General features: G+C 65.7%; 22 protein-coding genes. 2 read left to right on the top strand and 20 right to left on the bottom strand.

Features of this window, described 5'->3' with window-relative positions; genetic code table 11:
• Nucleotides 1-3 precede the first annotated feature (3 nt).
• From CDN36_RS02315 to CDN36_RS02355, 9 genes are all read right to left on the bottom strand, one after another.
• Nucleotides 4-681: a peptidoglycan DD-metalloendopeptidase family protein gene (locus CDN36_RS02315; protein ID WP_287495999.1), complete on the bottom strand. Its 678-nt coding sequence runs from the start codon at nucleotides 679-681 to the stop codon at nucleotides 4-6.
• Between the two features lie 85 nt (nucleotides 682-766).
• Nucleotides 767-1,897, bottom strand: coding sequence for a protein-L-isoaspartate(D-aspartate) O-methyltransferase (locus CDN36_RS02320; RefSeq protein ID WP_287495898.1), 1,131 nt, complete (start codon nucleotides 1,895-1,897; stop codon nucleotides 767-769).
• The gene (gene surE / locus CDN36_RS02325; RefSeq protein ID WP_150556956.1) at nucleotides 1,894-2,655 is read right to left on the bottom strand and encodes a 5'/3'-nucleotidase SurE; all 762 of its coding nucleotides are present in this window, start codon (nucleotides 2,653-2,655) and stop codon (nucleotides 1,894-1,896) included. The genes CDN36_RS02320 and surE overlap by 4 nt, the downstream gene beginning before the upstream one ends.
• A 124-nt stretch (nucleotides 2,656-2,779) precedes the next feature.
• Entirely contained in the window at nucleotides 2,780-3,598 is an 819-nt protein-coding gene (locus tag CDN36_RS02330) for an ABC transporter permease (RefSeq protein WP_150556957.1), read from the bottom strand.
• 21 nt (nucleotides 3,599-3,619) lie between these two features.
• Nucleotides 3,620-3,757, bottom strand: coding sequence for a hypothetical protein (locus tag CDN36_RS02335; RefSeq protein ID WP_174966464.1), 138 nt, complete (start codon nucleotides 3,755-3,757; stop codon nucleotides 3,620-3,622).
• Between the two features lie 18 nt (nucleotides 3,758-3,775).
• Entirely contained in the window at nucleotides 3,776-4,588 is an 813-nt protein-coding gene (locus CDN36_RS02340) for an ABC transporter ATP-binding protein (protein ID WP_150556976.1), read from the bottom strand.
• Nucleotides 4,588-5,619: an ABC transporter substrate-binding protein gene (locus CDN36_RS02345; protein ID WP_150556958.1), complete on the bottom strand. Its 1,032-nt coding sequence runs from the start codon at nucleotides 5,617-5,619 to the stop codon at nucleotides 4,588-4,590. The genes CDN36_RS02340 and CDN36_RS02345 overlap by 1 nt, the downstream gene beginning before the upstream one ends.
• Before the next feature lie 103 nt (nucleotides 5,620-5,722).
• Entirely contained in the window at nucleotides 5,723-7,015 is a 1,293-nt protein-coding gene (locus CDN36_RS02350) for a CaiB/BaiF CoA transferase family protein (RefSeq protein WP_502920328.1), read from the bottom strand.
• A 295-nt stretch (nucleotides 7,016-7,310) separates the two neighbouring features.
• Nucleotides 7,311-8,036 (bottom strand): helix-turn-helix transcriptional regulator, encoded by a 726-nt coding sequence (locus tag CDN36_RS02355; RefSeq protein ID WP_241013876.1) that lies wholly within the window; start codon nucleotides 8,034-8,036, stop codon nucleotides 7,311-7,313.
• Nucleotides 8,037-8,415: 379 nt separating this feature from the next.
• Here CDN36_RS02355 and CDN36_RS02360 point away from each other — a divergent pair, with 379 nt between their 5' ends.
• Nucleotides 8,416-8,853: a hypothetical protein gene (locus CDN36_RS02360; protein ID WP_287495900.1), complete on the top strand. Its 438-nt coding sequence runs from the start codon at nucleotides 8,416-8,418 to the stop codon at nucleotides 8,851-8,853.
• A 23-nt stretch (nucleotides 8,854-8,876) separates the two neighbouring features.
• On the opposite strand, the gene CDN36_RS02365 is transcribed toward CDN36_RS02360, so the two are convergent.
• The 7 genes from CDN36_RS02365 to CDN36_RS02395 all read right to left on the bottom strand — a co-directional run bounded on the left by CDN36_RS02365 (nucleotide 8,877) and on the right by CDN36_RS02395 (nucleotide 15,153).
• The gene (locus tag CDN36_RS02365; protein WP_287495901.1) at nucleotides 8,877-10,208 is read right to left on the bottom strand and encodes a hypothetical protein; all 1,332 of its coding nucleotides are present in this window, start codon (nucleotides 10,206-10,208) and stop codon (nucleotides 8,877-8,879) included.
• A 227-nt stretch (nucleotides 10,209-10,435) separates the two neighbouring features.
• A complete protein-coding gene (locus tag CDN36_RS02370; protein ID WP_287495902.1) occupies nucleotides 10,436-11,197 on the bottom strand; it encodes a peptidase C39 in 762 nt (253 codons plus the stop codon).
• Nucleotides 11,198-11,209: 12 nt separating this feature from the next.
• Nucleotides 11,210-11,920: a C39 family peptidase gene (locus CDN36_RS02375; protein WP_241013875.1), complete on the bottom strand. Its 711-nt coding sequence runs from the start codon at nucleotides 11,918-11,920 to the stop codon at nucleotides 11,210-11,212.
• A gap of 55 nt (nucleotides 11,921-11,975) precedes the next feature.
• A complete protein-coding gene (locus CDN36_RS02380; protein ID WP_150556961.1) occupies nucleotides 11,976-13,355 on the bottom strand; it encodes a FapB/FapC family functional amyloid domain-containing protein in 1,380 nt (459 codons plus the stop codon).
• A 30-nt stretch (nucleotides 13,356-13,385) separates the two neighbouring features.
• Complete coding sequence (locus tag CDN36_RS02385) at nucleotides 13,386-13,976, bottom strand: FapB/FapC family functional amyloid domain-containing protein (RefSeq protein ID WP_287495903.1); 591 nt, start codon at nucleotides 13,974-13,976, stop codon at nucleotides 13,386-13,388.
• 41 nt (nucleotides 13,977-14,017) lie between these two features.
• Entirely contained in the window at nucleotides 14,018-14,530 is a 513-nt protein-coding gene (locus tag CDN36_RS02390) for a FapA family amyloid fibril periplasmic chaperone (protein WP_287495904.1), read from the bottom strand.
• A gap of 5 nt (nucleotides 14,531-14,535) precedes the next feature.
• Nucleotides 14,536-15,153, bottom strand: a complete 618-nt coding sequence (locus CDN36_RS02395; RefSeq protein WP_287495905.1) for a hypothetical protein — start codon at nucleotides 15,151-15,153, stop codon at nucleotides 14,536-14,538.
• 71 nt (nucleotides 15,154-15,224) lie between these two features.
• Between CDN36_RS02395 and CDN36_RS02400 the strand changes: the two genes are divergently transcribed.
• Entirely contained in the window at nucleotides 15,225-15,521 is a 297-nt protein-coding gene (locus CDN36_RS02400; RefSeq protein ID WP_287495906.1) for a hypothetical protein, read from the top strand.
• 375 nt (nucleotides 15,522-15,896) lie between these two features.
• On the opposite strand, the gene CDN36_RS02405 is transcribed toward CDN36_RS02400, so the two are convergent.
• The 4 genes from CDN36_RS02405 to dnaX all read right to left on the bottom strand — a co-directional run bounded on the left by CDN36_RS02405 (nucleotide 15,897) and on the right by dnaX (nucleotide 20,573).
• Complete coding sequence (locus CDN36_RS02405; RefSeq protein WP_150556966.1) at nucleotides 15,897-17,255, bottom strand: sigma-54 dependent transcriptional regulator; 1,359 nt, start codon at nucleotides 17,253-17,255, stop codon at nucleotides 15,897-15,899.
• A gap of 251 nt (nucleotides 17,256-17,506) precedes the next feature.
• Entirely contained in the window at nucleotides 17,507-18,106 is a 600-nt protein-coding gene (gene recR, locus CDN36_RS02410; protein ID WP_150556967.1) for a recombination mediator RecR, read from the bottom strand.
• Nucleotides 18,107-18,145: 39 nt separating this feature from the next.
• Nucleotides 18,146-18,472, bottom strand: a complete 327-nt coding sequence (locus CDN36_RS02415; protein WP_150556968.1) for a YbaB/EbfC family nucleoid-associated protein — start codon at nucleotides 18,470-18,472, stop codon at nucleotides 18,146-18,148.
• 157 nt (nucleotides 18,473-18,629) lie between these two features.
• Nucleotides 18,630-20,573, bottom strand: coding sequence for a DNA polymerase III subunit gamma/tau (gene dnaX, locus CDN36_RS02420; RefSeq protein WP_287495907.1), 1,944 nt, complete (start codon nucleotides 20,571-20,573; stop codon nucleotides 18,630-18,632).
• Nucleotides 20,574-20,813 lie beyond the last annotated feature (240 nt).

A 20,813-nucleotide genomic window follows, 5' to 3' on the forward strand; every position in this document is an offset into this window, starting at 1 on the left:
AGTTTATTGAGGCGGCAAATACTTCATCGGATCCACAGGCTTGCCGTCGCGGCGCACCTCGAAGTGCAGCATCACGCGCTCTGCATCCGAGTTGCCCATTTCGGCAATTTTCTGACCCCGCGTGACGGAGTCGCCTTCCTTGACCAACAGTGTGCGGTTGTGCGCATACGCCGTCAAGAAGGTGGCGTCGTGTTTGATGATGACGAGGTTGCCGTAACCGCGCAGTCCGGCGCCCGAGTACACCACTTTGCCCGCGCCCGCGGCGTACACGGGGTTGCCCGCCTCGCCGCCGATGTTCAGGCCCTTGTTCTTCGAGTCGTCGAAACGGCCGATCACCGGTCCCTTGGCCGGCCACGAGAGTTGCAGCTCGCCGCTCGAGACTGCGCTCGGCGCGGCGGAGGCCGCACTGGCGGGCGGCTTCACGCGCAACACCTGACCGACTTCGATCTGATCAGGGTTCTGGATGTTGTTCCAGCGCGCAATGTCGCGATAGTTCTGGCCGTTCTCCAGCGCGATGCGATAGAGGCGGTCGCCCGGCTTGACGCGGTAATAACCCGCCGGCACCGGCGTATTGTCGATGACAGGCGCGGCGGCAGCCGCACTGCCATCGGTCGCCACACCGCCTACGGTACGGTCGACGACCGGCGCCCCGACTTGTCGCGATGCGCACGCTGCCAGCATGCTCAGCAACAGGACACTGGCGACGCGTTGTTGGAAACCCGCTCGCAAATTCACTCAAATCCTCCGCAGAATAGACCCGTCGGGCTTAGATGATGCCCGATTTTAAGGGGACGAATAACACCCTATCAAGCTGCGTCTCGCGCCACTGGCGCGCCCCGACGCGCTCGATCAGGGTCAAAATCTGTTGCTCGCCGCCCACCGGCGCGACCAGGCGCGCACCAACGGCGAGCTGATCGAGCAACGCATCCGGAATCTCCAGACCCGCCGCGGCGATCACGATGCCGTCAAACGGCGCAACGGCCGGCAGCCCCAGCCGTCCGTCGCCGTAATGCAGGCGAATGTTGGGCACCCGCAGGGGTCGCAGGTTGGCTTTCGCCCGCTCATGTAACGGACGAACCCGCTCGATGGAATACACCTCGCGCGCCACGCAAGACAGCACTGCCGCCTGGTAGCCGCAACCGGTGCCGATTTCCAGCACCTTCTCCAGCGTGCGCCCCCCCGCCAGCAGCAATTCGATCATGCGCCCGACCACGGAGGGCTTCGAAATCGTCTGGCCATGGCCGATGGGCAGCGCCGCGTCCTCGTAAGCCTGGTTGGCGAGCGCGGCGTCGACGAAACCATGGCGCGGCACCGTGGCCAGTGCGGCGAGCACGCCGGCGTGTTTGACGCCCGACGCGGCAACCCGTTCCGCCATGCGCGCCCGCACGCGCTCGGACGTGAGCCCGATGCCGTCGGGCGAGTTGGATGGCGGGGCCGTCCCCGCGCGAGCCGTAGCGGCCGCGGCCGTTTTCCTGGGCGCGGCGACGCGAGCGCGAGCGTCCGCACCGACCGCCCCGCCCTTCGATGCGCCGCCCGACGCCGGCCTTGGCGGCGCCTTCGTCCCATGGGGTGCCGGCTGCACATGGGGCGCCGACGCCGGGCGCGACAGCCCTTTGGGGGTGAGCGCATGCGCCGCGTGCGCACCGCCAGGACGCGCCGACGCACCGGCCATTGGCGTGGCCGCGGGGCGCAGGCCGTTGTGCCCCGCATGGTTGGATGTCGCCGCCGGCGCCTTGCCGCTTCCCTGACTTGTCGGCATCGCCGTGCGCATCATCGCGGCAGGCGGCGCCCCGGCGGGACTCGCCCGCGACGCCTTGTCGAGCGCCGGCGCCTTGCGTTGCCGGCGGGCCATCACTTCGGCCAGCGCAAGAGGAAAACGCTTGGGCGGTGTCGTCATCGTTGGGCCACCCCTGCGCTGGCCAGCCAATCGTGCACGACGCCAAGCCGTGCGGTATGCGTGAGATCCAGTTGCAAGGGGGTGACCGAGACGTAATCGTGCGCCACGGCGTGGAAATCGGTGCCTTCGCTGCTGTCGCGCGCATCGCCGGCCGGACCGATCCAGTAAATCGTTTCGCCGCGCGGATTCTCCTGGCGGATGACCGGCTGCGATTGGTGACGTTTGCCCAGACGCGTCGCGAGCGCGCCCTTGAGCCGGTCATACGGTATGTTCGGAACGTTGACGTTGAGCAGGAACGGCGCACCGAGCGGTCGCTCCATGTACCGCTCGATCACTTCGCGGGCCACGCGCGCGGCGCTCTCGAGGTGATCCCAGCCCTTGTTGACTTGCGAGAAGGCGAACGACGGGATGCCGAAGAGGAATCCCTCGGTGGCTGCGGCCACGGTACCGGAGTACAACGTATCCTCGCCCATGTTCTGCCCGTTGTTGATTCCCGAGACGACGATGTCGGGACGTTCATCGAGCAGGCCGGTCAGCGCCACGTGCACGCAGTCGGTCGGCGTGCCGTTGATGAACGAAAAGCCATTGCCCGCCTTGAACACCGAAAGCGGTCGTTGCAGGGTCAGAGAATTGGACGCACCGCTGCAGTTCTGTTCGGGCGCCACCACGGTAATGTCGCCAAGCGGCGCCAGCGCTTCGTAGAGCGCGGCCAGGCCCGGCGCCTGATACCCATCGTCGTTGCTGAGCAGGATTCGCATGCGGCAATTGTAACCGAGGAAAGGTGCGCCGATATGACGCCTTCGCGGCATCTGCCGGCCCACCGCCCCTGCCGGTCGGGCGTGCGCGGCATCGCCCGCCGCGGCCGCGCCCCGCCCAGATACTTCACATCTTCTCGGTTTCTCCGGCCTGCGGCTGCCAGACGAGCAGACGCCGCTCCACCACGCCGACCAGCCCGTCGAGCACGAGCGCGAACGCCGTGAGGATCAGCACCCCGGCGATGACCGCATTGATGTCGAACGTGCCCTCCGCCTGCAGGATCAGGTAGCCCACGCCGCGCGCCGAGCCCAGATACTCGCCGACGACCGCCCCGACGAACGCCAGGCCCACCGAGTTGTGCAGGCTCGAGAACACCCAGCTCGTGGCGCTCGGCAAATACACGCGACGCAGTAGCTGGCGCTGATTGGCGCCGAGCATGCGCGCGTTGGCGAGCACGACCGGGCTCACCTCTTTCACGCCCTGGTAGACGTTGAAGAAGACGATGAAGAACACCAGCGTCACACCGAGCGCGACCTTCGACCAGATGCCCAGGCCGAACCACACGCCGAAGATCGGCGCGAGAATCACGCGCGGCATCGAGTTGGCCGCCTTGATGTACGGATCGAGCAATGCGCCGGCGCCCGGCGAGAGCGCGAGCCACAAGCCGACGGCCAACCCCGCTACCGTGCCGATGGCAAACGCGAGCACCGTCTCGAGCAAGGTCACACCCAGATGCAGATAGATTTCCCCGCTGGCGAACCACTGCCAGATCTGGAGCAGCACCTTCTGGGGCTCGCCGAAGAAGAAGGCTGCCTTGTCAGGGCTGTCGAAGTAGAACGCCGGCAGCAGCGTGGGGCTCGTGAGCACGTACCACACGAGGAAAGCCACCACGAGCAGCAGCCATTGCCACAGGCGCAAGTGCCGCATGATCGAACGATTACGCATGACGAACGAATTCCGGAAATATCAGACGAGCGATCCGAGCGGCCCTCGCACGAGCCAGTCGAACAGGCCGAAGCCATCCGGCAGATCGAACCAGTCCACCCAGTCGAGCCAGCGCAGCCAGCCGCATGCGCTCATCAGGAAGCCGGTGATTTGCCACATGGCATGCCATATCATGTTTCAGACCGCCTTCAATTGCTGGGCGTAGCCCTTGAGCACTTCTTCGCGCAGCACGTCCCAGATCTGGGCGTGCAGTTCGGTAAAGCGCGGGTGGTTGCGGATTTCCGCCACGTCGCGCGGACGCGGCAGATCGATCCGGAACTCGCCGATCGGGTGCGTGCCCGGCCCCGCGGCCAGCACCACGACGCGATCGGACAGCGCAATCGCCTCGTCCAGATCGTGCGTGATGAACAGGACCGCGCGACGCTTGGCCGCCCACAGCTCCAGCAGTTCGTTCTCCATGAGCTGGCGCGTCTGGATATCGAGCGCCGAAAACGGTTCGTCCATCAGAATGATGTCCGGATCCAGGATCAGCGTCTGGGCCATTGCGACGCGCTTTCGCATCCCGCCCGAGAGCTGATGCGGATAGCGATCGCCAAAGCCGCCCAGCCCCACGCGCTTGAGCCACTCCTGCCCGCGCGCCGCCGCTTCGTCAGGCGGCACGCCGCGAAACTCGAGGCCGGCCGTGACGTTGTCGATCGCGTTGCGCCACGGCATCAGCGCTTCGGCCTGAAACATGTAGCCGGCGCGCGCGTTGATGCCCTTGAGCGGTTCCCCGAAGACCTTCACCGTGCCCGAGGACGGCGCGAGCAGCCCCGCGGCGACGTTGAGCAACGTCGACTTGCCACAGCCGGTCGGGCCCACGACCGACACGAACTCGCCCGGCGCAATGTCGAGCGACGTGTCGGCCACGGCCGTGTAGCGCTTTGCCCGATCGTCGCGTGCGACGAAGGTGCATGTAATGCTGTCGAAACTGAGAGCCGGCGCAGTCATCATTTGTACTTGGCGTCGGCCTTCCTGGTGAATTCGTTCGTAAACGTCTTCGACAGATCGATCGACTTGCCCTTGACCGTCTCGTCGAACGCCTGCAGCGTGCGCAGCGCCGTGGCCGGACCGTCGGCGGGAATCAGCCCGTCCGGTGAAATGGCTTCTTTCACGCGGCCCCACGCATCGAGATACAGCGCGCGGTCGCCGAGCAGGTAAGCGTCGGGCACCGTCTTGATCAGGTCCGAAGGCCCGGCCGTCTGCAGCCAGCGCAACGCACGCACCATCGCATTGGTCAGCGCCTGCGTGGTGTTCGGATGCTTCTGAATGAACGACTCGTTCGTGTAGAGGCAGCCGGCCGGCATGTTGCCGCCGAACACCGACACCGTTTCCTTGAGCGTGCGCGTGTCCGAAATCACGCGGATTTCCTTGTCGCGCTCGAGCATGGTGATGACCGGATCGAGGTTGACGATCGCGTCGACGTTGCCCGAGCGGATTGCGGCGAGTGCGCCGGACGAGGCGCCCACCCCGACGAAGGCGACTTCGTTCGGTTTCACGCCGCCCTTGGCGAGCACGAAGTTGGCCATGATGTTCGTCGACGAACCCGGCGCCGTGACGCCGATCTTCTTGCCGCGCAAGTCGGCCACCGACTTGTAGTTCGGCATTGTCTTGTTCGACACGCCGAAGACGATCTGCGGCGCACGGCCCTGCAGCACGAACGCACGGATGTACTGGTTCTTGGCCTGCAGCAGGATCGTGTGTTCGTAAGCGCCCGAGACCACGTCCGCGCTGCCGCCGACGAGCGCCTGCAGTGCCTTCGAGCCGCCGGCGAAGTCCGAGATCTCGACGTCGAGCCCTTCGTCCTTGAAGTAGTTCAGTCGTTCGGCGATGGTAAGCGGCAGGTAGTAGAAGAGATTCTTGCCGCCGACGGCGATGGCGACCTTGGTCTTCTCGGGCTTGCCCTGCGCGAAGCCAGGGCGAATGCCCGCTCCGATGAGGCCGGTGGCGGCCAGTGCCGTGACGAACTGACGTCTTTGCATGGTGATTGTCTCCGTGGTTGCAGCGTGCTTTCTTTGTGTGACGTGCTTTATTCACGGAATGCGAACGGCGTTGCATCCCGTGGTCCCGCGCATTGCGAACGGCTCAGATCACGCCGTTCTCGCGCAGTGTCTTGATTTGCCCGGCATCATAACCCAGTTGCGCGAGCACCTCGTCGGTGTGCGCGCCAAGCGCCGGGCCAAGCCATTGGGTCTCGCCGGGCGTGTCCGAGAGCTTCGGCGTGATGTTCGGCAGATCGACGGGCGTGCCGTCCGGCAACGTATGGCGCTGAATCATCTGGCGTGCAATGAATTGCGGATCCGCGAACATGTCAGCCACCGTATAGATGCGACTGGCCGGCACGTCGGCGCCCTGCAAGACGGCAAGCGCCTCGTCGATCCGGCGCTCGCGCGTCCAGGCACCGATCGCCTCGTCGATTTCCTGCGTGCGCGGCACCCGTCCGTCGTTGTGCGCGAGCGCAGGATCTTCGGCCAGGTCGGCGCGGCCGATCGCATACATGAGCCGCCGGAAGATCGGATCGCTGTTGCCGCCCACGACGATCATGCCGTCGGCGCAAGCATACGTGTTCGATGGCACGATGCCTGGCAGCGACGCGCCGGTGCGCTCGCGCACCATTCCGGCCACGCTGTACTCCGGCACCACGCTCTCCATCAGGTTGAAGACCGCTTCGTAGAGCGCGACGTCGACCACCTGCCCGCGCCCGCCGTTCACGTTGCGATGATGCAGCGCCATCATCGCGCCGATGACGCCGTGCAGCGCTGCAATGGAGTCGCCGATCGAGATGCCGATGCGCGGCGGCGGCAAGTCGGGATAGCCCGTGATGTGACGCAGCCCGCCCATCGACTCGGCAATCGCCCCGAACCCGGGACGATCGCGATACGGACCGGTCTGCCCATAGCCCGAGAGCCGCACCATCACGAGCCCGGGATTCTCGGCCGACAGCGCTTCGTAGCCCAGCCCGAAACGTTCGAGCAAACCGGGCCGGAAATTCTCCACTACGATGTCGGCCTGCGCCGCGAGCTTGCGCACGATCGCCTGGCCTTCGGGCGCCTTCAGATTGATCGTGACGGACTTCTTGTTGCGCGCCTGGACAGCCCACCAGAGCGACGTGCCTGCCGCGTCCGGATGCAGCTTGCGCCACTTGCGCAGGGGATCGCCATGCTGCGGATCCTCGATCTTGATGACCTGCGCGCCGAACTCGCCGAGCATGCGGGCGGCGAACGGCCCGGCGATGAGCGTGCCCAGCTCGAGCACCTTCACGCCGGCCAGCGCGCCGCGCGCGGGAGGCGCGCCCGCGGCGGCTTGGCTGGCGTTTTCGGAAGCGGTGCCGGCGGCGGCGGATTCACCGCGATGCGGCAAGGCAGATTCGAGCGGCATGGACGGCCCGGACGGCCCGGACGGCTTGGACGGCTTGGACGGCTTGGACGATTTGGACGACTTGGACGACTTGGACAACGCGTAGGCTCCTGTGCCGCGTCGACAGCGATGGCCGTCGACTTCCAATCACGGCCCGAGCGGGCTGCGACGTAAAAATGGGTGGCAAACGAAGGTCGTATCGTAACGCGCCGGCCCGCCTTCGGCCAACTGCATGGCAACAGATCGGGGAAAGCGCCGAGACGATCCGGCGAAAATTCCGATCGCGGGGCGAGCGCCGCCCGCCGCGTCGGTCGATTCACGTCTCGAACAGATGTCGCGCGCCGCGCTGCGCCGCGATATAGATGGCCTCGCCGCGATTGCGAGCGCCGAGCCGCCGGTACAGCGCCGACACGTGCGTCTTCGCGGTGCCTTCGGAGATCACCAGTTGCTGACAGATCGTCTTGATGGACAAGCCGCGTGAGAGCAGCGCCAGAATTTCGTATTGCCGCTGGGAGATGCCGAGCAACGCGGATTCGGCCAGTTGCGTCGCCTTGTCGCCACCCAGCGGAAACACCGGCAGACGAGAGAGGGGCAAGGCTTCGCCGAGCGCCTCCTGCCGCCACAGCACCAGCAGCGCCGAGAGCGCCTCGTCTGGCACGAAGCGTCCGCCCGAGAACGCCAGATCGAAGACCGAACGAACCCGCGCGACGGAACTCGGCCACGGCAGGCAGGCGGCCACGCCCGCCTGGAACCAGCGGATGATCTCATCGGGAAAACCCGCATCGCCGATGACGATGACCGGCACGGGCGGCGCACATTCGGCCGCTGCCGCACACAACGCGTCGAGCGCGGGGGTGCGCGCCACCGCCTCGTCGAGCACGAGCGCGCGGCGCGACGGCAACTCGCGCAGCCAAACCCAATCCTGCGTCGTGACCTCATCGACCTGACGCAGGACCGGCGACGTCGCGCTCGCTTCGGTATGCAACGCGACCTGCAGGCCACCCATCCAGCCGGCAGCCTCACCCACGACCAGCACACGCATGGTTTCCCCTGTCATTACGGTCGGCCCCGCGCCGCCGCCCCGCTTCTTGTACGCCCGCCGCATCGCTTCTTCGCGGCCCGCCAGGATGTTGTCGTGTGGGCGGGCCGAGGCAAAAACCGAAGCATGCTTCGAGCGTTCGCCACGGGGTCGACGCGTCAGGCGCCGTCTCGCTTTGAGCGCAGTTTATGCGCGAAGCCCGCATGGCGGCGAGTCCCGGATCGCCGGATTCCGACCGTTGTTGCCTCTGCGCGACAAACCGCGATTTGCGTAAATCGATTACTGAATTCTCGGATTCCGCTATTACTTTTTCCTCTTTCCTTTCTCGAATCGCGCAATAGAATACAAGCAGTGCTGGGAGGATGGAGCCGGGGGGCACGCCATGTTCAAGATCACCATCAATGCGTCGCGCACCGCCATCGCCTGCCTGGCGGGCGCCTGCTTTGCGAGTCCGGCCCATGCCGAACTGACGGGCGCCGGCGGCATGCCGGTCGCCGTGAGCGACGCGTTGCTCGCCACCACTCGCGCGGCCAACCTCCAGGGCGGCCTCGTCGGCAATGTCGGCGGCGCACCATCGGTCGGCATCGCGCCGGTCAACGCCACACCTACGAGCGCAAACAACGTGCGTCTGTGGGACGAAGTGATCCCGCCCGCTCCCTCTCCAAAGCCCACTCAGGCGTCGCTCACCGTGCCGGGTCAGCCGCGCACGCTTGCCGTCAGCGCGCTGTCGGCGCAGGTCGGCGCGGCTGCCGGCATGCAGTCGACGAGCCTGCGGGTCAACACCAATTCGGGCCGCATGCCGCCCGGCTTCCCGCGCTGAGCCGCGGCGCCGAGCGCCCGTTATCAGAACGTGTACGGGAAACGCACGCCGATCACATAGTTCGGCGCGTCCGGCGACATGCCGGCGTTCACGTAGCCATTCACCGTCCAGTGCCTGTTGATGGCGTAGTTGATGCCGAAGTTCAGCGACGCCGCGTTGGTCGCGCTGCCCGCCACCGTGGTGTAGCCGCTGCCCGGCGTTGCCGTCTTCGTCGCGCGCGAAATCGCCGTCGAATAGGAGATCGACAGCGCCGTCTTGTCGTTGAGCGCCAGCGCCATGCCGGCGCCCACCTGAACGATGTCGCCGAGCTTGACCTTGGCGGGCTGCGTCGTTCCCTCGATGGTCGAGATATCGTCGAAGGTGCGCGCGAAGTTGTACGTGTACGCCACGTTGGCGAACAGCACGATCGGATCGTAGGTGCGCAGGAACGACAAGCCGGCCGTCACGGCCCAGATTCCGTTACCGGTCGGCAGACGCGACGGGGTCGTGAGGTTGTTGTTGCTCGGATCGGGCGTGCCGAGCTTGATGCCGAACGGCGAGGTGCCGGTCGGCGCGGTCACGCGCAATGACGCCACGACGTCCGGCCAGTTCGCATTTTCCTTGACCAGTTGGTAGTACAGGGACGCATTGACGTCGCCGATATTCGCCGAGTTCTTGCTGATGTCGCTGATCGACGAGGCGGCCCCGCCCGCGCCACCGGAGATGAAGTCCGAGTTGCGGTACAGATACGGCACGTCGAACGCCACACTCAGACGGTCGTTGATCCCGTAGCGCGTGTTGACGTCGAAGGTCCACACGTTGGCCTTCGTCTGGCCGAGGTTCAACTGGCCGAGGAAGATGGCGTCGAGCGCGAGAAAGCCGCTCAGCACGAGTTGGCGGCGATCGTAGTAGCTGTAGCTGATGCCCGCATCGATGGTGAGCTTGCGGTCGAACAACGGTGCATGCTGCGCCTGCACCACGGCCTCTTCGGCGGGCGTGCGTTGCGCCTCGGTCTCGCTCTTTTGCATTTGCTGCGTGGCGCCGATCGGCGTGGCGGTGACGGGGCCGGCCGCGCCAGCCGCGCCGCCGCCGGGCGTGCCGGCGGAGCCGGCGGCCGAGCCGTCACCGGGCGAGACCTGCGCGATCTGCGCCGTGTCCCACGCGGTCAGGCCGCGCCCGCGCTGCGCCATCTCGATATCCGTGAGGCGCTGCTTGAGAGAAGAAATTTCCCGCTGCTGCCGGTCGACCATGTCCATCAACATCTGGAGACGGTCGTCCGGCGATGGGTTCGTATGCTCCTGAGCCTGGGCCGATAGCGTGAAAAGCAGTACCCCCAACGGAATAGCGGCAACGGGAAAAAAACGGTGAGTGTTCATGATCCCCCCCGGGTAAAGGTGCACACGGGCATCCGCGCGCAATCCAACAAACACGTGTTTCCGACTACGGTTGACCTTGCTGCCCGACTGCGGAGTGATGCGTGCGAGACCCGGGATGACACGTTCGGGGCGAACCCCCGGCTCGCCGACATCACCTTCTTTGTTCGCCGCCGGTACGCTGCGGCGATGCCCCACTTATCGTTGTCGTTCGAATCGGCGCCGGCACCTCACCGGCGGATGCCGATCACGTTGGCCAGCGCGCTTTGCACGCCGGCCTGCCGCAATCCGGCGGACGTGAGCGGACCGGTCTGCAGATTGAGCTGCATCGTGTTCATGACCTGCTGCGCGTTGCCCGCGACCTGCACGACCTGCATGATCTGGTTCATGGCCGCGCCGGCGCCGCCCGCCACGCTCTGGCCGAGATTGCCGTTCGGCGTGTTGAGCGAAATCTGCATGCCGGCCGAGGAGATCGCCACGCTTGCGTTGAGATTGCCGAGCGTGGTCTGCGAGCTGTTCGTCCCCTGCCCGCTTGCCGGTACAAGCGCGGTGATCGAGATGCCGGGCGCGAACTGGATGACGGCCTTGTTCAATGCGTTGTTCGCGTCGCCTGCGACCTGCGTGATCTGTGCGACACCGTTCACGAGCACGCTCGTCGGGCCCGCAACGGTCTGCGTGAGTGGCCGCGCGGCGTTCGCGAGGCCGGGAATGATGCCGGTCGAGGCGCCCGTGCGCACTTGATAGCCGGAACCGTTCTGGCTGACGTCGAGCACGCCGGTGGCCATCAGGCTCGCGCCGGTCGGCATCTGCCATTGGGACTGCATGACGAGCTGAAAGCCCGTGATCATGTTCTGTTGCGCGTACTTACCGGTCGCGTGCGAGAGCACATCATCGCTCACGGGCGTCCAGCTCTCGGGCACCACGCTCGCGGCAAACGCCGGCACGGCGCTTGCCAGCAGCGGAATGGCCAGCATCGGGACATATCGGTTCATGATGTTCTGATCTCAAAACAGGTCCGCCCGGATGATGCCGAAGTCCACCATCGGGGTCGGTGACGTCCCGGTCGCCAGCGCGCTGTCGCGCAGCTTGGTTGCCAGGGATTCGTTTCCTTTGAGCAGCGGTGAATCCTCCAGAAACGGCTTGCCGATGACCGCCAGTACCAAGCCGTTCCATTGCTTGGCGAAATCGGCCTGCTCGATGATGCGATTGCCCAGCGCCGGATCGGAGACGAACACGCGTCCTTCCTTCGCCGCCCTGATGACCACAAAGTGTTGATAGCCGTTGACGTCGATGAGCGCGATGACCGGAATCTTCAGGTCGTAGAGCGCACTCACGTCGACTTTGAAACCTCGCCCCTCGAGCCCGAGCGTCTCGACGAACTTCTTCATGTCGAGCATCGAGAAGCCATTCTTGATGACGGTTTCCGGATTGGAGAACACCATCATTCGCTGGATCATTTCGGTCTCGGGAATGTCGATCCCGTAGCCATAGCGCAGCAGCGTCGCAAGCGCCGCGGATCCGCAACTGAAGTCGTATTCCTGCTGGACCAGATTCACGTAGTGCATCGACTTGAACGAGCGCATCTTCTTGACCGCCGGTACTCCGGTAGAAGACTCCAGGCTCACCGATGCATACTGCGCGTGCCCGGCCACGCTTGCGCACGCCAGAGCGCAAACCGTAGCGATCCTTACCACGGCACGACGCGCATCATTCATGACTGACCTCATGAAAAAACCGGTCCGGGAGACTTCCCCGGACCGGTCGCGTACCTCACTTGATTGCCGAGATCGAGAGGCTGTTGGTCTGAACGTTGCCGATACCCGAGGCCACGTTCACGCCCACGTTGCCGCTCGCCCAGGTGAGCGCACCATTGCCGACCGTCGCATTGGCGATGAAGTCGCCCGAGGCCTTCATGCTGGCCGACTGGTCGCTTTGCGCCGTGGCATTGGCGGCGCCACCCTTATGCCAGCCGCTTCCGCCTTGCGAGACTGCCGCGGCCAGGTTGTTCGACTGCACGTTGCCGATACCCGAGGCCACGTTCACACCCACGTTGCCGGTCGCGCCGGCCAGCGCGCCATCCCCCACGCTCGCCTTGACGTAGAACTGCGAGATGCTCGCCGAGCCCTTCGACGCCTGGTTCGCGAACACCTGTGCCGAGGCATACACCGGCTGGGCGTTGAGCGAGGCGATCGCCACGTTGTTGGCCTGCACGTTGTCCGCGCCCGCCGCCACGTTCACGCCGATGTTGCCGTTGGCGTTAGCCAATGCACCGTTGCCCACCGACGCCCCCATGGTCTGGTATTGCGCCGTGTTGACGTGGTAGGTGAGCGCGCCCTTGGTCCAGGCGGTCGACTTCGTGTACGTGTCGGTGAAGCCCCACAGCGCCGCCGCCGCGATCGAGTCGGCCGATACGGAGTAGTTGCCATGGTTGAGCGTGGCGTGGAAGGCCGCATCGAAGCTCTTCTGCGTGTTCAGGAAGCCTGCCGCGAGGAAGCCGGCTGCCTGCTGCGACTGCTGAGCATAGGCATAGCCACCCCAGGCGGACGCCTGACCCGCGCCGAAGTTGCCGGCGAGATAGCCGCCGTACAGGGCCGCCCCGCCCGGCAGCGGAAGAACGCCGCCGCCCAGGATGAAGCCGCCGCCGGCGATGTTCGAATACTGATACCCGCCGCCCGCGACGAATCCGCCCGAACCGGAGCTCGACTGCCCAGCCACATAGGCCGCGCCGGCCTGGAAGGCCTGGCTCGTGTTCAGGTGGCCGTTGGCGCTCGCGTTCACCCACGACGTGGAGTCGTCGAAGTGCTTGGTGGTCTTGCTGGCGAGGAAGTAGGCGCTGCCCTGGTTCGACACCGTCGTGGTCTTCGAGTCCACGCCATACGTCACCTTGCCCGTCACATAGCTGCCGAGCAGCGGGCCCTTGAGGTTGACGTTGTGAACGTCGGCGACCTGATTGCTCTGCACGACGGCGTTGCCGGTGTTGTCCACCGTCACGCAGCCACGAATGCCGATCAGACCGAAGATGCCGACCAGGTTCAGGACGTTGGTTTCGTTGCCGATGAACGAGAAGCTGTATTGCTGGTGATTGGGCGACGCCATGGCGGAACCCGTTGCTACCAGCAGTGCAGCCGCTGCAATTGCTTTCGTTTTCATGACCATCTCCTTGACGAGAGAGTTACCCAGTTAAAAAGATGTGCCCGCCGGGGGACGGAGCACAAAAACATTTGCGGTTACATTGCCTATCCCAGCCGACTGGTTCACCTGCAACACCCCGCTCACCCCGCGAAACGCGTCACCGGAAATCGATGCCGTGCGGAACTGATCGTTGAGGTTGTTGTGCCCAGCCGGGCCACCCTTGGAGATCGCAGCGGATAGTGCCGTATCCGATACGCTCGCCACTCCAGACGCATCGCCGACCACAATCACGGTCGCGTTGCGTTGAAGATTGCCGGCACCGCTCGCCTGGTTGATCTGCATCAGCCCCGAGGTGCCTGAAAATGCGTTGCCCTGAATCGCGGCGCTGGCCGCGCCGGTCGTGGTCGTGACGAGCGCCTGCTGCTGGGTGCTGCTCGCGCCGGCCGTTACCGCGCCGCCGGTCGCAAGCACTGCGCTGCTCGCCTGCACGTTGTTCACGCCGGCCGCCTGGTTCACGCCCAGGGCGCCGGAAACGCCCACGGCGACGCCGTTCTCGACGGTGGCGTGCGTGCCGGCGAGCTCGCCGTTCACGATCCACACGTCATCGGCGAAGGCCGCGGCGGCGAAGACCGCCACCATGGCCGCGGCGGCGGCGCGAAGCGCGCTCGTCTGAACGGGGCTCATTTGGCCGCTCCGGCAGCACTGATGCTCGTGAGCGGCGCGAGCGCGGAGCTGATCACCGACGGCACCAGCGTGCCGATGCTGCCGACGCCGCCCGAGCCGCCCATGGCGCCGGCGAACCCACCGCCCACGCCGTTCGACGTATTCAGGGCGTTGCCGCCGCGCGCGTTGCCGACGAGCACGCCCATCACCGGGCTGATGCCGGACTGCACGGTGCTCGTGATGAGCCCGGCCGAGCCGTGACCGGTGAGTTCGTTGTCGGTGACCTGTTTGACGGCGCCCATCGCGGTATTGAACGGGCCGGTCGGGAAGGCCGGGACGGCAATGCCGATCGGGTTCTGCTCGCGCGGCAGGCCGCGATACGCGATTCGCGGGCCGATATTGCGCTCGATCACGAGATCGCCCGGCGTGGCCGGCTCGGCCCGCACGCTGCCCGGGAGCATCGCCGGCGCCACGGCCACGAGCATCGTGGCGAAAAGGCTGCCGGCATGCGCGGCTGAGAATTGGGTCATGTCGTTCACCGCGTGGTGTAGGTCACACGCGTGACCTGGACATTGTTCACGCCGTTCGACAACTGCTGCGGACGCGGCGTCGGGGTCACGGCGCCGGGCAGTTCGTCCCACAGCGTCACGCCGTTGGCGAGCGACATGCCCGGCGACTTGAGCATCATGCCGCCCTGCAGATTGCGCCCGCGCTGGCTGCGCAGTTGTTCGTCGTCGATACGGGCAGCCGCGAAGGGAACGCCGGCGACGCCGGCGGCGGCGAGAGGTTCCTTGTCGTCGACGCCGGCGGGGCTTGCGATATTGGCCGCGGCCGAAACGTCGTCTGGCGTAACCTGCAGCGCAACCGGCGCGTCGACGATGACGAGGGCGGCTTGCGCATCCGACATGGATGCGGACGACATGGACGACATGGACGACGTGGGCAACATGGACGATGTTGCGCCCATCGGTGCGCCGGGCATTGCCGAGCCCGTGAGCATCGCCAACTGCATGAACGGCGCGCGCACGGCGGGCACGACTTCCTGGGCTTGTGCAGGGGCTGCGCACAGACCGAAGGTCACAGCGACGGCAGCGGCAAGCGCGCCAGCGCCTTGTCGCACTCGGTACTGCAGGTCGGTAGTGAGAATTCGCATCGTCGTGCCCTCCTTGCCGGGCTCAATAAAGCGACTTCCGTGCCACGCGAGCTAAGTGACTGAAATCATTGATGGAAAATTTTTTGCTCGTGCCGTCGTTGCACCCATGTGCGCGAAAACGTTTCAGCATTGATACGTCGGCCCCGGCGAGCCGCAGATGCCATGTCATCGGCGCCATTCCCAAGCATCCCGAACGACGAATGATGTCGGCGCGTTCAGCGATGCGTCGCGCCGACGCCCGTCGCGCAATGGTCTCGTGTGTCGGTTTCGCGGCAAATTCGAACACCCCCCGCCTGGCGACACGCCAGCGTCATGAACTCGGGCGCAACGCCGCGCCCGCGCTTTGCGCGCGGATGTTTCATCTTTGATGTGCCCGCGCGACACTGCGCGTTACGCGATTCGCGAAGTACATCGCGTCGTGACACACGCGCGCGGCGAAGCATCGCCGTCGATCACGCGTGACGTCGCCATCGACGCGTGCTCGTCGGACACCACTGCGCAATGCGTATGGAGAAGCGAAAAAAATCGAACGTGCGCGCGCGTCGCCATTGCCCGTCGTTATTGACGATGGCAGGATTCGCGAAACGCGAGCCAGGGGAAGAAATCGCTAGAAATTCGAGGGATTGCGCGCGAAGGATCGGGGGGCCAGGAAGCAGGAAGCAGGAGCGCGATCGTCAGGAGCCCAAAAAGAAACGACCGCCCTGTTCATCACAGGACGGCCGCCCTCTCTTCGCCAGAAGACATCAGGCCGGCACGCCCGATTCGTCACCCCGCAATCCATACCGGCACATGAGCCGATACAGGGTAATGCGTGAAATACCCAACTCCGCAGCCACGTCCGTGAGGCGGTGACAGTGGCGCAGCAAAGCCTGCTCGATGGCCGTTCGTTCGGCCTCCGCGCGAATCTCTTCGAGCGTGCGCACCATCGTCGGAACCCACGGCAGCAGGTCGAGATCCTTGGCCGAGATCATGCGGCTGTCGGCCATGACGATGGCGCGGCGCACGCGATTGATCAGCTCGCGCACATTGCCCGGCCAGTGGTATTCGTACATGGCCTGCACGGCGCACTGCGTGAAGCCGCGGATCTTGCGATGGTTGTCGCCCTTGAACCGCTGCAGCACGTGATGGGCCAGGATCTCGATGTCCTGGCCGCGCGCGCGCAGCGGCGGCTCGTCCACGCGCAGCACGCACAGACGATGGTACAGATCCATGCGAAAGCGCCCTTCCTTGACGGCCGCTTCGAGATCGACGTGCGTCGCCGAGATGATGCGCACGTTGACCGGAATGACCTCGTGGCCGCCGAGCCGCTCGATGGCGCCCTGCTGCAAGAAGCGCAGCAGACTGGCCTGGCTCTCGATGGGCAGGTCGCCGATTTCGTCGAGAAACAGGGTGCCGCCGTTGGCCGACTCCACACGGCCGATCTTGCGCGCGTTCGCGCCGGTAAAGGCGCCGCGCTCGTAGCCGAACAGTTCGGACTGCATCAGGTGCGGCGGAATCGCGCCGCAGTTGATCGCCACGAACGGCCCCTTGGCGCGCAAGGAGCGCTCGTGAATCGCCACCGCCGTCAGTTCCTTGCCCGTGCCGGACTCGCCCGAGATGAACACGGGGGCGTCGGTATTGGCGACTTTGCGGATGGTGCGAAAGAGCTGCTGCATCGCCTCGCACGTGCCGACCATTTCCTGATCGCCGCCAACTTGCGGCGTGATGATCGGTACATCGGAGAGCGATGCCATGCCCCACGCGTGACCGATCGAATGAGCGATCTGATCGTTCGTGCAGGGCACGTTGATGTAGTCGAAGCAATAGTCGCGAATCAGACGGCGAATGGCCGTGGTCGTGAGCTGCTCCGGATTCGTCGCGGCCACCCAGCCGACCGTGGCGGGTTGCATGCAGGACTCGAACGCCCCCATCTCGCGGTCGCTGTAACCGCTCGCCAGGTCGATGAGTGCTGCGCTGGTGACCCCCGGGTTGAGAATGCGACTCACGTCGCTGGCGCTTTTGGCCGGCATCACCTGCCAGCCCTGCTCCCCAAGGAACGACAGCAGGCCATCGTTGTGCTTTCGGGAAGCGTAAATCAGGGTGCGCCCGGTATCGTTAGCCATACCTTAACTCCCTGCCTAAGCAGTGCCTGCGCGCATTTGTCGGGTCTCAGACCGGATCGGCGCGACAGGAATACGGCCCCACGCCGCTTGGGAGTTTTCTTTTGTTCCCCGTGTCGTTGGGTCCCCCGAGTCGGCAGGTTCAGTCTAGAAGACCGGGTTGGGGGCAGAAATAGCGAATAACAGCTAATCCGATTGGATGAGAGGAGCAGTACCTACGCGCAAGCACGCCGGCAGTCACGCGCACGTCATGCTCAGAGCGTATGCCTGTCGAGCACGGCACGGGCGATCGTGCCGGCATCCACGTACTCGAGTTCGCCGCCCACGGGCACGCCGCGGGCGAGCCGGCTCACGCGCAATCCGCGTGCCTTGAGCATCTGCCCGAGGTAGTGGGCCGTGGCTTCGCCTTCGTTGGTGAAATTGGTGGCGAGCACGACTTCCTTGACCACGCCGTCGGTGGCGCGACGGATCAACTGCTCGAAATGAATCTCGCCCGGGCCCACGCCGTCGAGCGGCGACAGATGGCCCATGAGCACGAAATACAGCCCCTTGAAGGTCATCGTCTGCTCGAGCATGTTCTGGTCGGCGGGGGTCTCCACCACGCACAGCAGGCTCGTGTCGCGCTCCGGATCGAGGCACGTCTCGCAGATTTCGACTTCGGTAAACGTGTTGCAGCGCGCGCAATGGCGAATCTGCTCGGACGCATGCACCAGCGCTTCGCCCAGCCGCACCGCGCCCTTTCGGTCGCGCTGCAGCAGGTGATAGGCGATGCGCTGCGCGGACTTCGGACCGACACCCGGCAACGCGCGCAGCGCGTCGACGAGTTCCTGAAGGCTCGAGAGCTGGGGGGGCATGCGTCGTCTTCTACGTCTCTATTCGGGGAGCCGCGCCGCTCAGAACGGCATCTTGAAACCCGGCGGCAGCGGCAGGCCGGCGGTCATGCTGCCCATCTTCTCCTGCGCGGTGGCTTCGGCCTTGCGCACGGCGTCGTTGAACGCGGCCGCCACGAGGTCCTCGAGCATGTCCTTGTCGTCGGCCAGCAGGCTCGGATCGATGGTTACGCGTCGCACGTCGTTCTTGCAGGTCATCACGACCTTGACGAGACCGGCGCCCGACTGCCCTTCGACTTCGATCTGGGCGAGCTGCTCCTGCATCTTCTTCATGTTTTCCTGCATTTGCTGGGCCTGTTTCATCAGGCCGGCGATATTTCCTTTGAGCATCTTGACTCCTGAGTAAATCGAGTGGGTCGAATGGTTCGAATGGTTCGAATGGTTCGAAACGGGTCGATGGATCGAATGGGAAAGCCCGCGAAGCGTGTAACGCGCGTTTGATGGTGAAATTCCACAAAGCGGCGCCGCTTCGCGCAAGCAGACTTGCTTATTGTACCGGGCGAATGCTGTTGGGCAGGATTTGTGCGTCGAATTCCTCGATCAGCTCGCGCACGAGCGGGTCCTCGGCGATGGCCTGCTCGGCCGCGCGCTGGCGGGCCGCCGCCGCTTGCGCCGCGAGCGACGCCGCCGTCGTGCCGACCTGCCCCACTTCCACGTGCAGTTGCACGTCCGCGCCGAAGTGCTCCGTGAGCACCTGGCGCAGCTTCTCCGCCGTAGCGGCGTCGGCCAACTGGCGCAATGGCACGCGCAGATGCAGCGTGCGGCCGGCGACCTCGGTCAGCTCGCTCTGAAACGCCAGTTGCTGAGCCAGGCCGCGTGCAGGCAACTCGGCCGCGAGTGCGGGCCATTCACCGGTGAAAACCGGCGCCACGCCCTCGGCTTCGCGATAGACGCAGGCGCGAGGCGCGGGCGCAGGCTCCGGCGCCGCGGGTCCGGCAGGCTCGGGCTCCGGATCGGCGCCCGCGGGGGCGTCGTCCGACGCGCGAGGCGCGCCGGCACGCGGGGCCGGTGTCGCGCCGCCGGAGGTCCTGCCGCCTGCGCCCTTGCGTCCGGCGTTGAGTGCGGCCAACGCCGCGCGCGCCGGCGACATTGGCACACCGTCGGTCGGTGCGCTGCTGCGCGCGGCCGGGGCTCGCCGGGCTTCCGGCTGAGCCGCGGGCGCTGCGCAAACCGTGGCAGCGGTGGACGCAGTGGAAGGGCCGGCGGCCGCAGGCGAATGCGGCGTGCCCGCGGGCGGGGCCGAACGCGCCGGCCCGCCCGTCGACGCACGCGGCGAAGCGGCGGTCGACGGACGCGTGGCGCCCGCGGTCTGCGGCGTCGGCGGCTCGGCCAGCGTGCCGCCGGCGAGCAACGGCGTGAATGCCGCCATGCGCAGCAAGGCCATCGAAAAACCGGTGTATTCGTCGGGCGCGAGGCCGAGTTCGCCGCGCGCGCGCGTGGCGATCTGGTAGTAAAGCTGAACCGCTTCCGGCGAGAAAGCCTCGGCCAGACGACGCACGTCCGCCGCTTCCGGCCAGTCGTCGGAGACCGCCTGCGGCGCGAACTGCGCCAATGCAATTTTGTGCAGCAAACTGCCGAGATCCTGCAATCCGGCGGCAAACGAAAAGCTGCGCTCGGCCATTTCGTCGGCGATCGCCAACAAATCGGTGCGGGATTCGTCCTTGAGCGCGTCGAGCAGGCGCACGAGCACGCTCTGGTCGATGGCCCCAAGCATGCCGCGCACGGCCGACTCGGTGAGCGGGCCGGCCGCATAGGCGATGGCCTGATCGGTGAGCGAGAGCGCGTCGCGCATGCTGCCGCCCGCCGCCTTGGCGAGCAGGCGCAGCGCCTGCGGCTCGTTCTCGATGCCCTCTTCGCCGAGAATATTCGTCAGATGCGACACGATATGGCCCGCCGGCATCTGCTTCAGATTAAATTGCAGGCAGCGCGAGAGCACGGTGACTGGAATCTTCTGCGGATCGGTCGTCGCCAGAATGAACTTGACGTGCGCGGGCGGCTCCTCGAGCGTCTTGAGCATCGCGTTGAAAGCGTGCCCGGTGAGCATGTGCACTTCGTCGATCATGTAGACCTTGAAGCGCGCGTCAGCCGGCGCGTAGACCGCCTTTTCCAGCAGCGACGTCATCTCGTCGACGCCGCGGTTGGACGCTGCGTCCATTTCGACGTAGTCGACGAAACGGCCCTCGTCGATGGCGCGGCACGCCTTGCACACCCCGCACGGCGCTGCCGTGATCCCCGTCTCGCAATTGAGCGCCTTGGCCAGAATGCGCGACAACGTAGTCTTGCCGACGCCGCGCGTACCGGTAAACAGATAGGCGTGATGCAGACGCTGTTGCTCGAGCGCGTGCGTCAACGCACGCACGACATGCTCCTGGCCCACCAGGGTCGAGAAGCCTTTGGGGCGCCATTTGCGCGCGAGTACTTGATAGGTCATGCCAAATTGTAACAGTTCGGCGGTGGGCGTCCGCCCCGACGTCGACGCCCTATCGGACGGCATCCGGGCACAAAATGCGAGGGCTATCGGCGCGATAGAAAAAAATGTTGGGCGATTCTACCAAGCCGTTTTGTCCCACGCGAGGCGCGGGCGCGCTATCGAGACGATCGCCCGCGGGGCGGGGCAATGCCGTGGCCGCAGGCCAATGCCTGCCGGTCGCGCCTAAGGCGTCCATGGCGC

This window comes from Pandoraea sp. CB10b_02, from assembly GCF_002216225.1.
Taxonomy (GTDB): domain Bacteria; phylum Pseudomonadota; class Gammaproteobacteria; order Burkholderiales; family Burkholderiaceae; genus Pandoraea; species Pandoraea nosoerga.

Coding starts and splice junctions, on each gene's coding strand:
- CDN36_RS02315 (WP_287495999.1), bottom strand. CDS start 681: ATGCTGGCAGCGTGCGCATCGCGACAAGTCGGGGCGCCGGTCGTCGAC.
- CDN36_RS02320 (WP_287495898.1), bottom strand. CDS start 1,897: ATGACGACACCGCCCAAGCGTTTTCCTCTTGCGCTGGCCGAAGTGATG.
- surE (WP_150556956.1), bottom strand. CDS start 2,655: ATGCGAATCCTGCTCAGCAACGACGATGGGTATCAGGCGCCGGGCCTG.
- CDN36_RS02330 (WP_150556957.1), bottom strand. CDS start 3,598: ATGCGTAATCGTTCGATCATGCGGCACTTGCGCCTGTGGCAATGGCTG.
- CDN36_RS02335 (WP_174966464.1), bottom strand. CDS start 3,757: ATGTGGCAAATCACCGGCTTCCTGATGAGCGCATGCGGCTGGCTGCGC.
- CDN36_RS02340 (WP_150556976.1), bottom strand. CDS start 4,588: ATGACTGCGCCGGCTCTCAGTTTCGACAGCATTACATGCACCTTCGTC.
- CDN36_RS02345 (WP_150556958.1), bottom strand. CDS start 5,619: ATGCAAAGACGTCAGTTCGTCACGGCACTGGCCGCCACCGGCCTCATC.
- CDN36_RS02350 (WP_502920328.1), bottom strand. CDS start 7,015: ATGCCGCTCGAATCTGCCTTGCCGCATCGCGGTGAATCCGCCGCCGCC.
- CDN36_RS02355 (WP_241013876.1), bottom strand. CDS start 8,036: ATGCGTGTGCTGGTCGTGGGTGAGGCTGCCGGCTGGATGGGTGGCCTG.
- CDN36_RS02360 (WP_287495900.1), top strand. CDS start 8,416: ATGTTCAAGATCACCATCAATGCGTCGCGCACCGCCATCGCCTGCCTG.
- CDN36_RS02365 (WP_287495901.1), bottom strand. CDS start 10,208: ATGAACACTCACCGTTTTTTTCCCGTTGCCGCTATTCCGTTGGGGGTA.
- CDN36_RS02370 (WP_287495902.1), bottom strand. CDS start 11,197: ATGAACCGATATGTCCCGATGCTGGCCATTCCGCTGCTGGCAAGCGCC.
- CDN36_RS02375 (WP_241013875.1), bottom strand. CDS start 11,920: ATGAATGATGCGCGTCGTGCCGTGGTAAGGATCGCTACGGTTTGCGCT.
- CDN36_RS02380 (WP_150556961.1), bottom strand. CDS start 13,355: ATGAAAACGAAAGCAATTGCAGCGGCTGCACTGCTGGTAGCAACGGGT.
- CDN36_RS02385 (WP_287495903.1), bottom strand. CDS start 13,976: ATGGTGGCGGTCTTCGCCGCCGCGGCCTTCGCCGATGACGTGTGGATC.
- CDN36_RS02390 (WP_287495904.1), bottom strand. CDS start 14,530: ATGACCCAATTCTCAGCCGCGCATGCCGGCAGCCTTTTCGCCACGATG.
- CDN36_RS02395 (WP_287495905.1), bottom strand. CDS start 15,153: ATGCGAATTCTCACTACCGACCTGCAGTACCGAGTGCGACAAGGCGCT.
- CDN36_RS02400 (WP_287495906.1), top strand. CDS start 15,225: ATGGAAAATTTTTTGCTCGTGCCGTCGTTGCACCCATGTGCGCGAAAA.
- CDN36_RS02405 (WP_150556966.1), bottom strand. CDS start 17,255: ATGGCTAACGATACCGGGCGCACCCTGATTTACGCTTCCCGAAAGCAC.
- recR (WP_150556967.1), bottom strand. CDS start 18,106: ATGCCCCCCCAGCTCTCGAGCCTTCAGGAACTCGTCGACGCGCTGCGC.
- CDN36_RS02415 (WP_150556968.1), bottom strand. CDS start 18,472: ATGCTCAAAGGAAATATCGCCGGCCTGATGAAACAGGCCCAGCAAATG.
- dnaX (WP_287495907.1), bottom strand. CDS start 20,573: ATGACCTATCAAGTACTCGCGCGCAAATGGCGCCCCAAAGGCTTCTCG.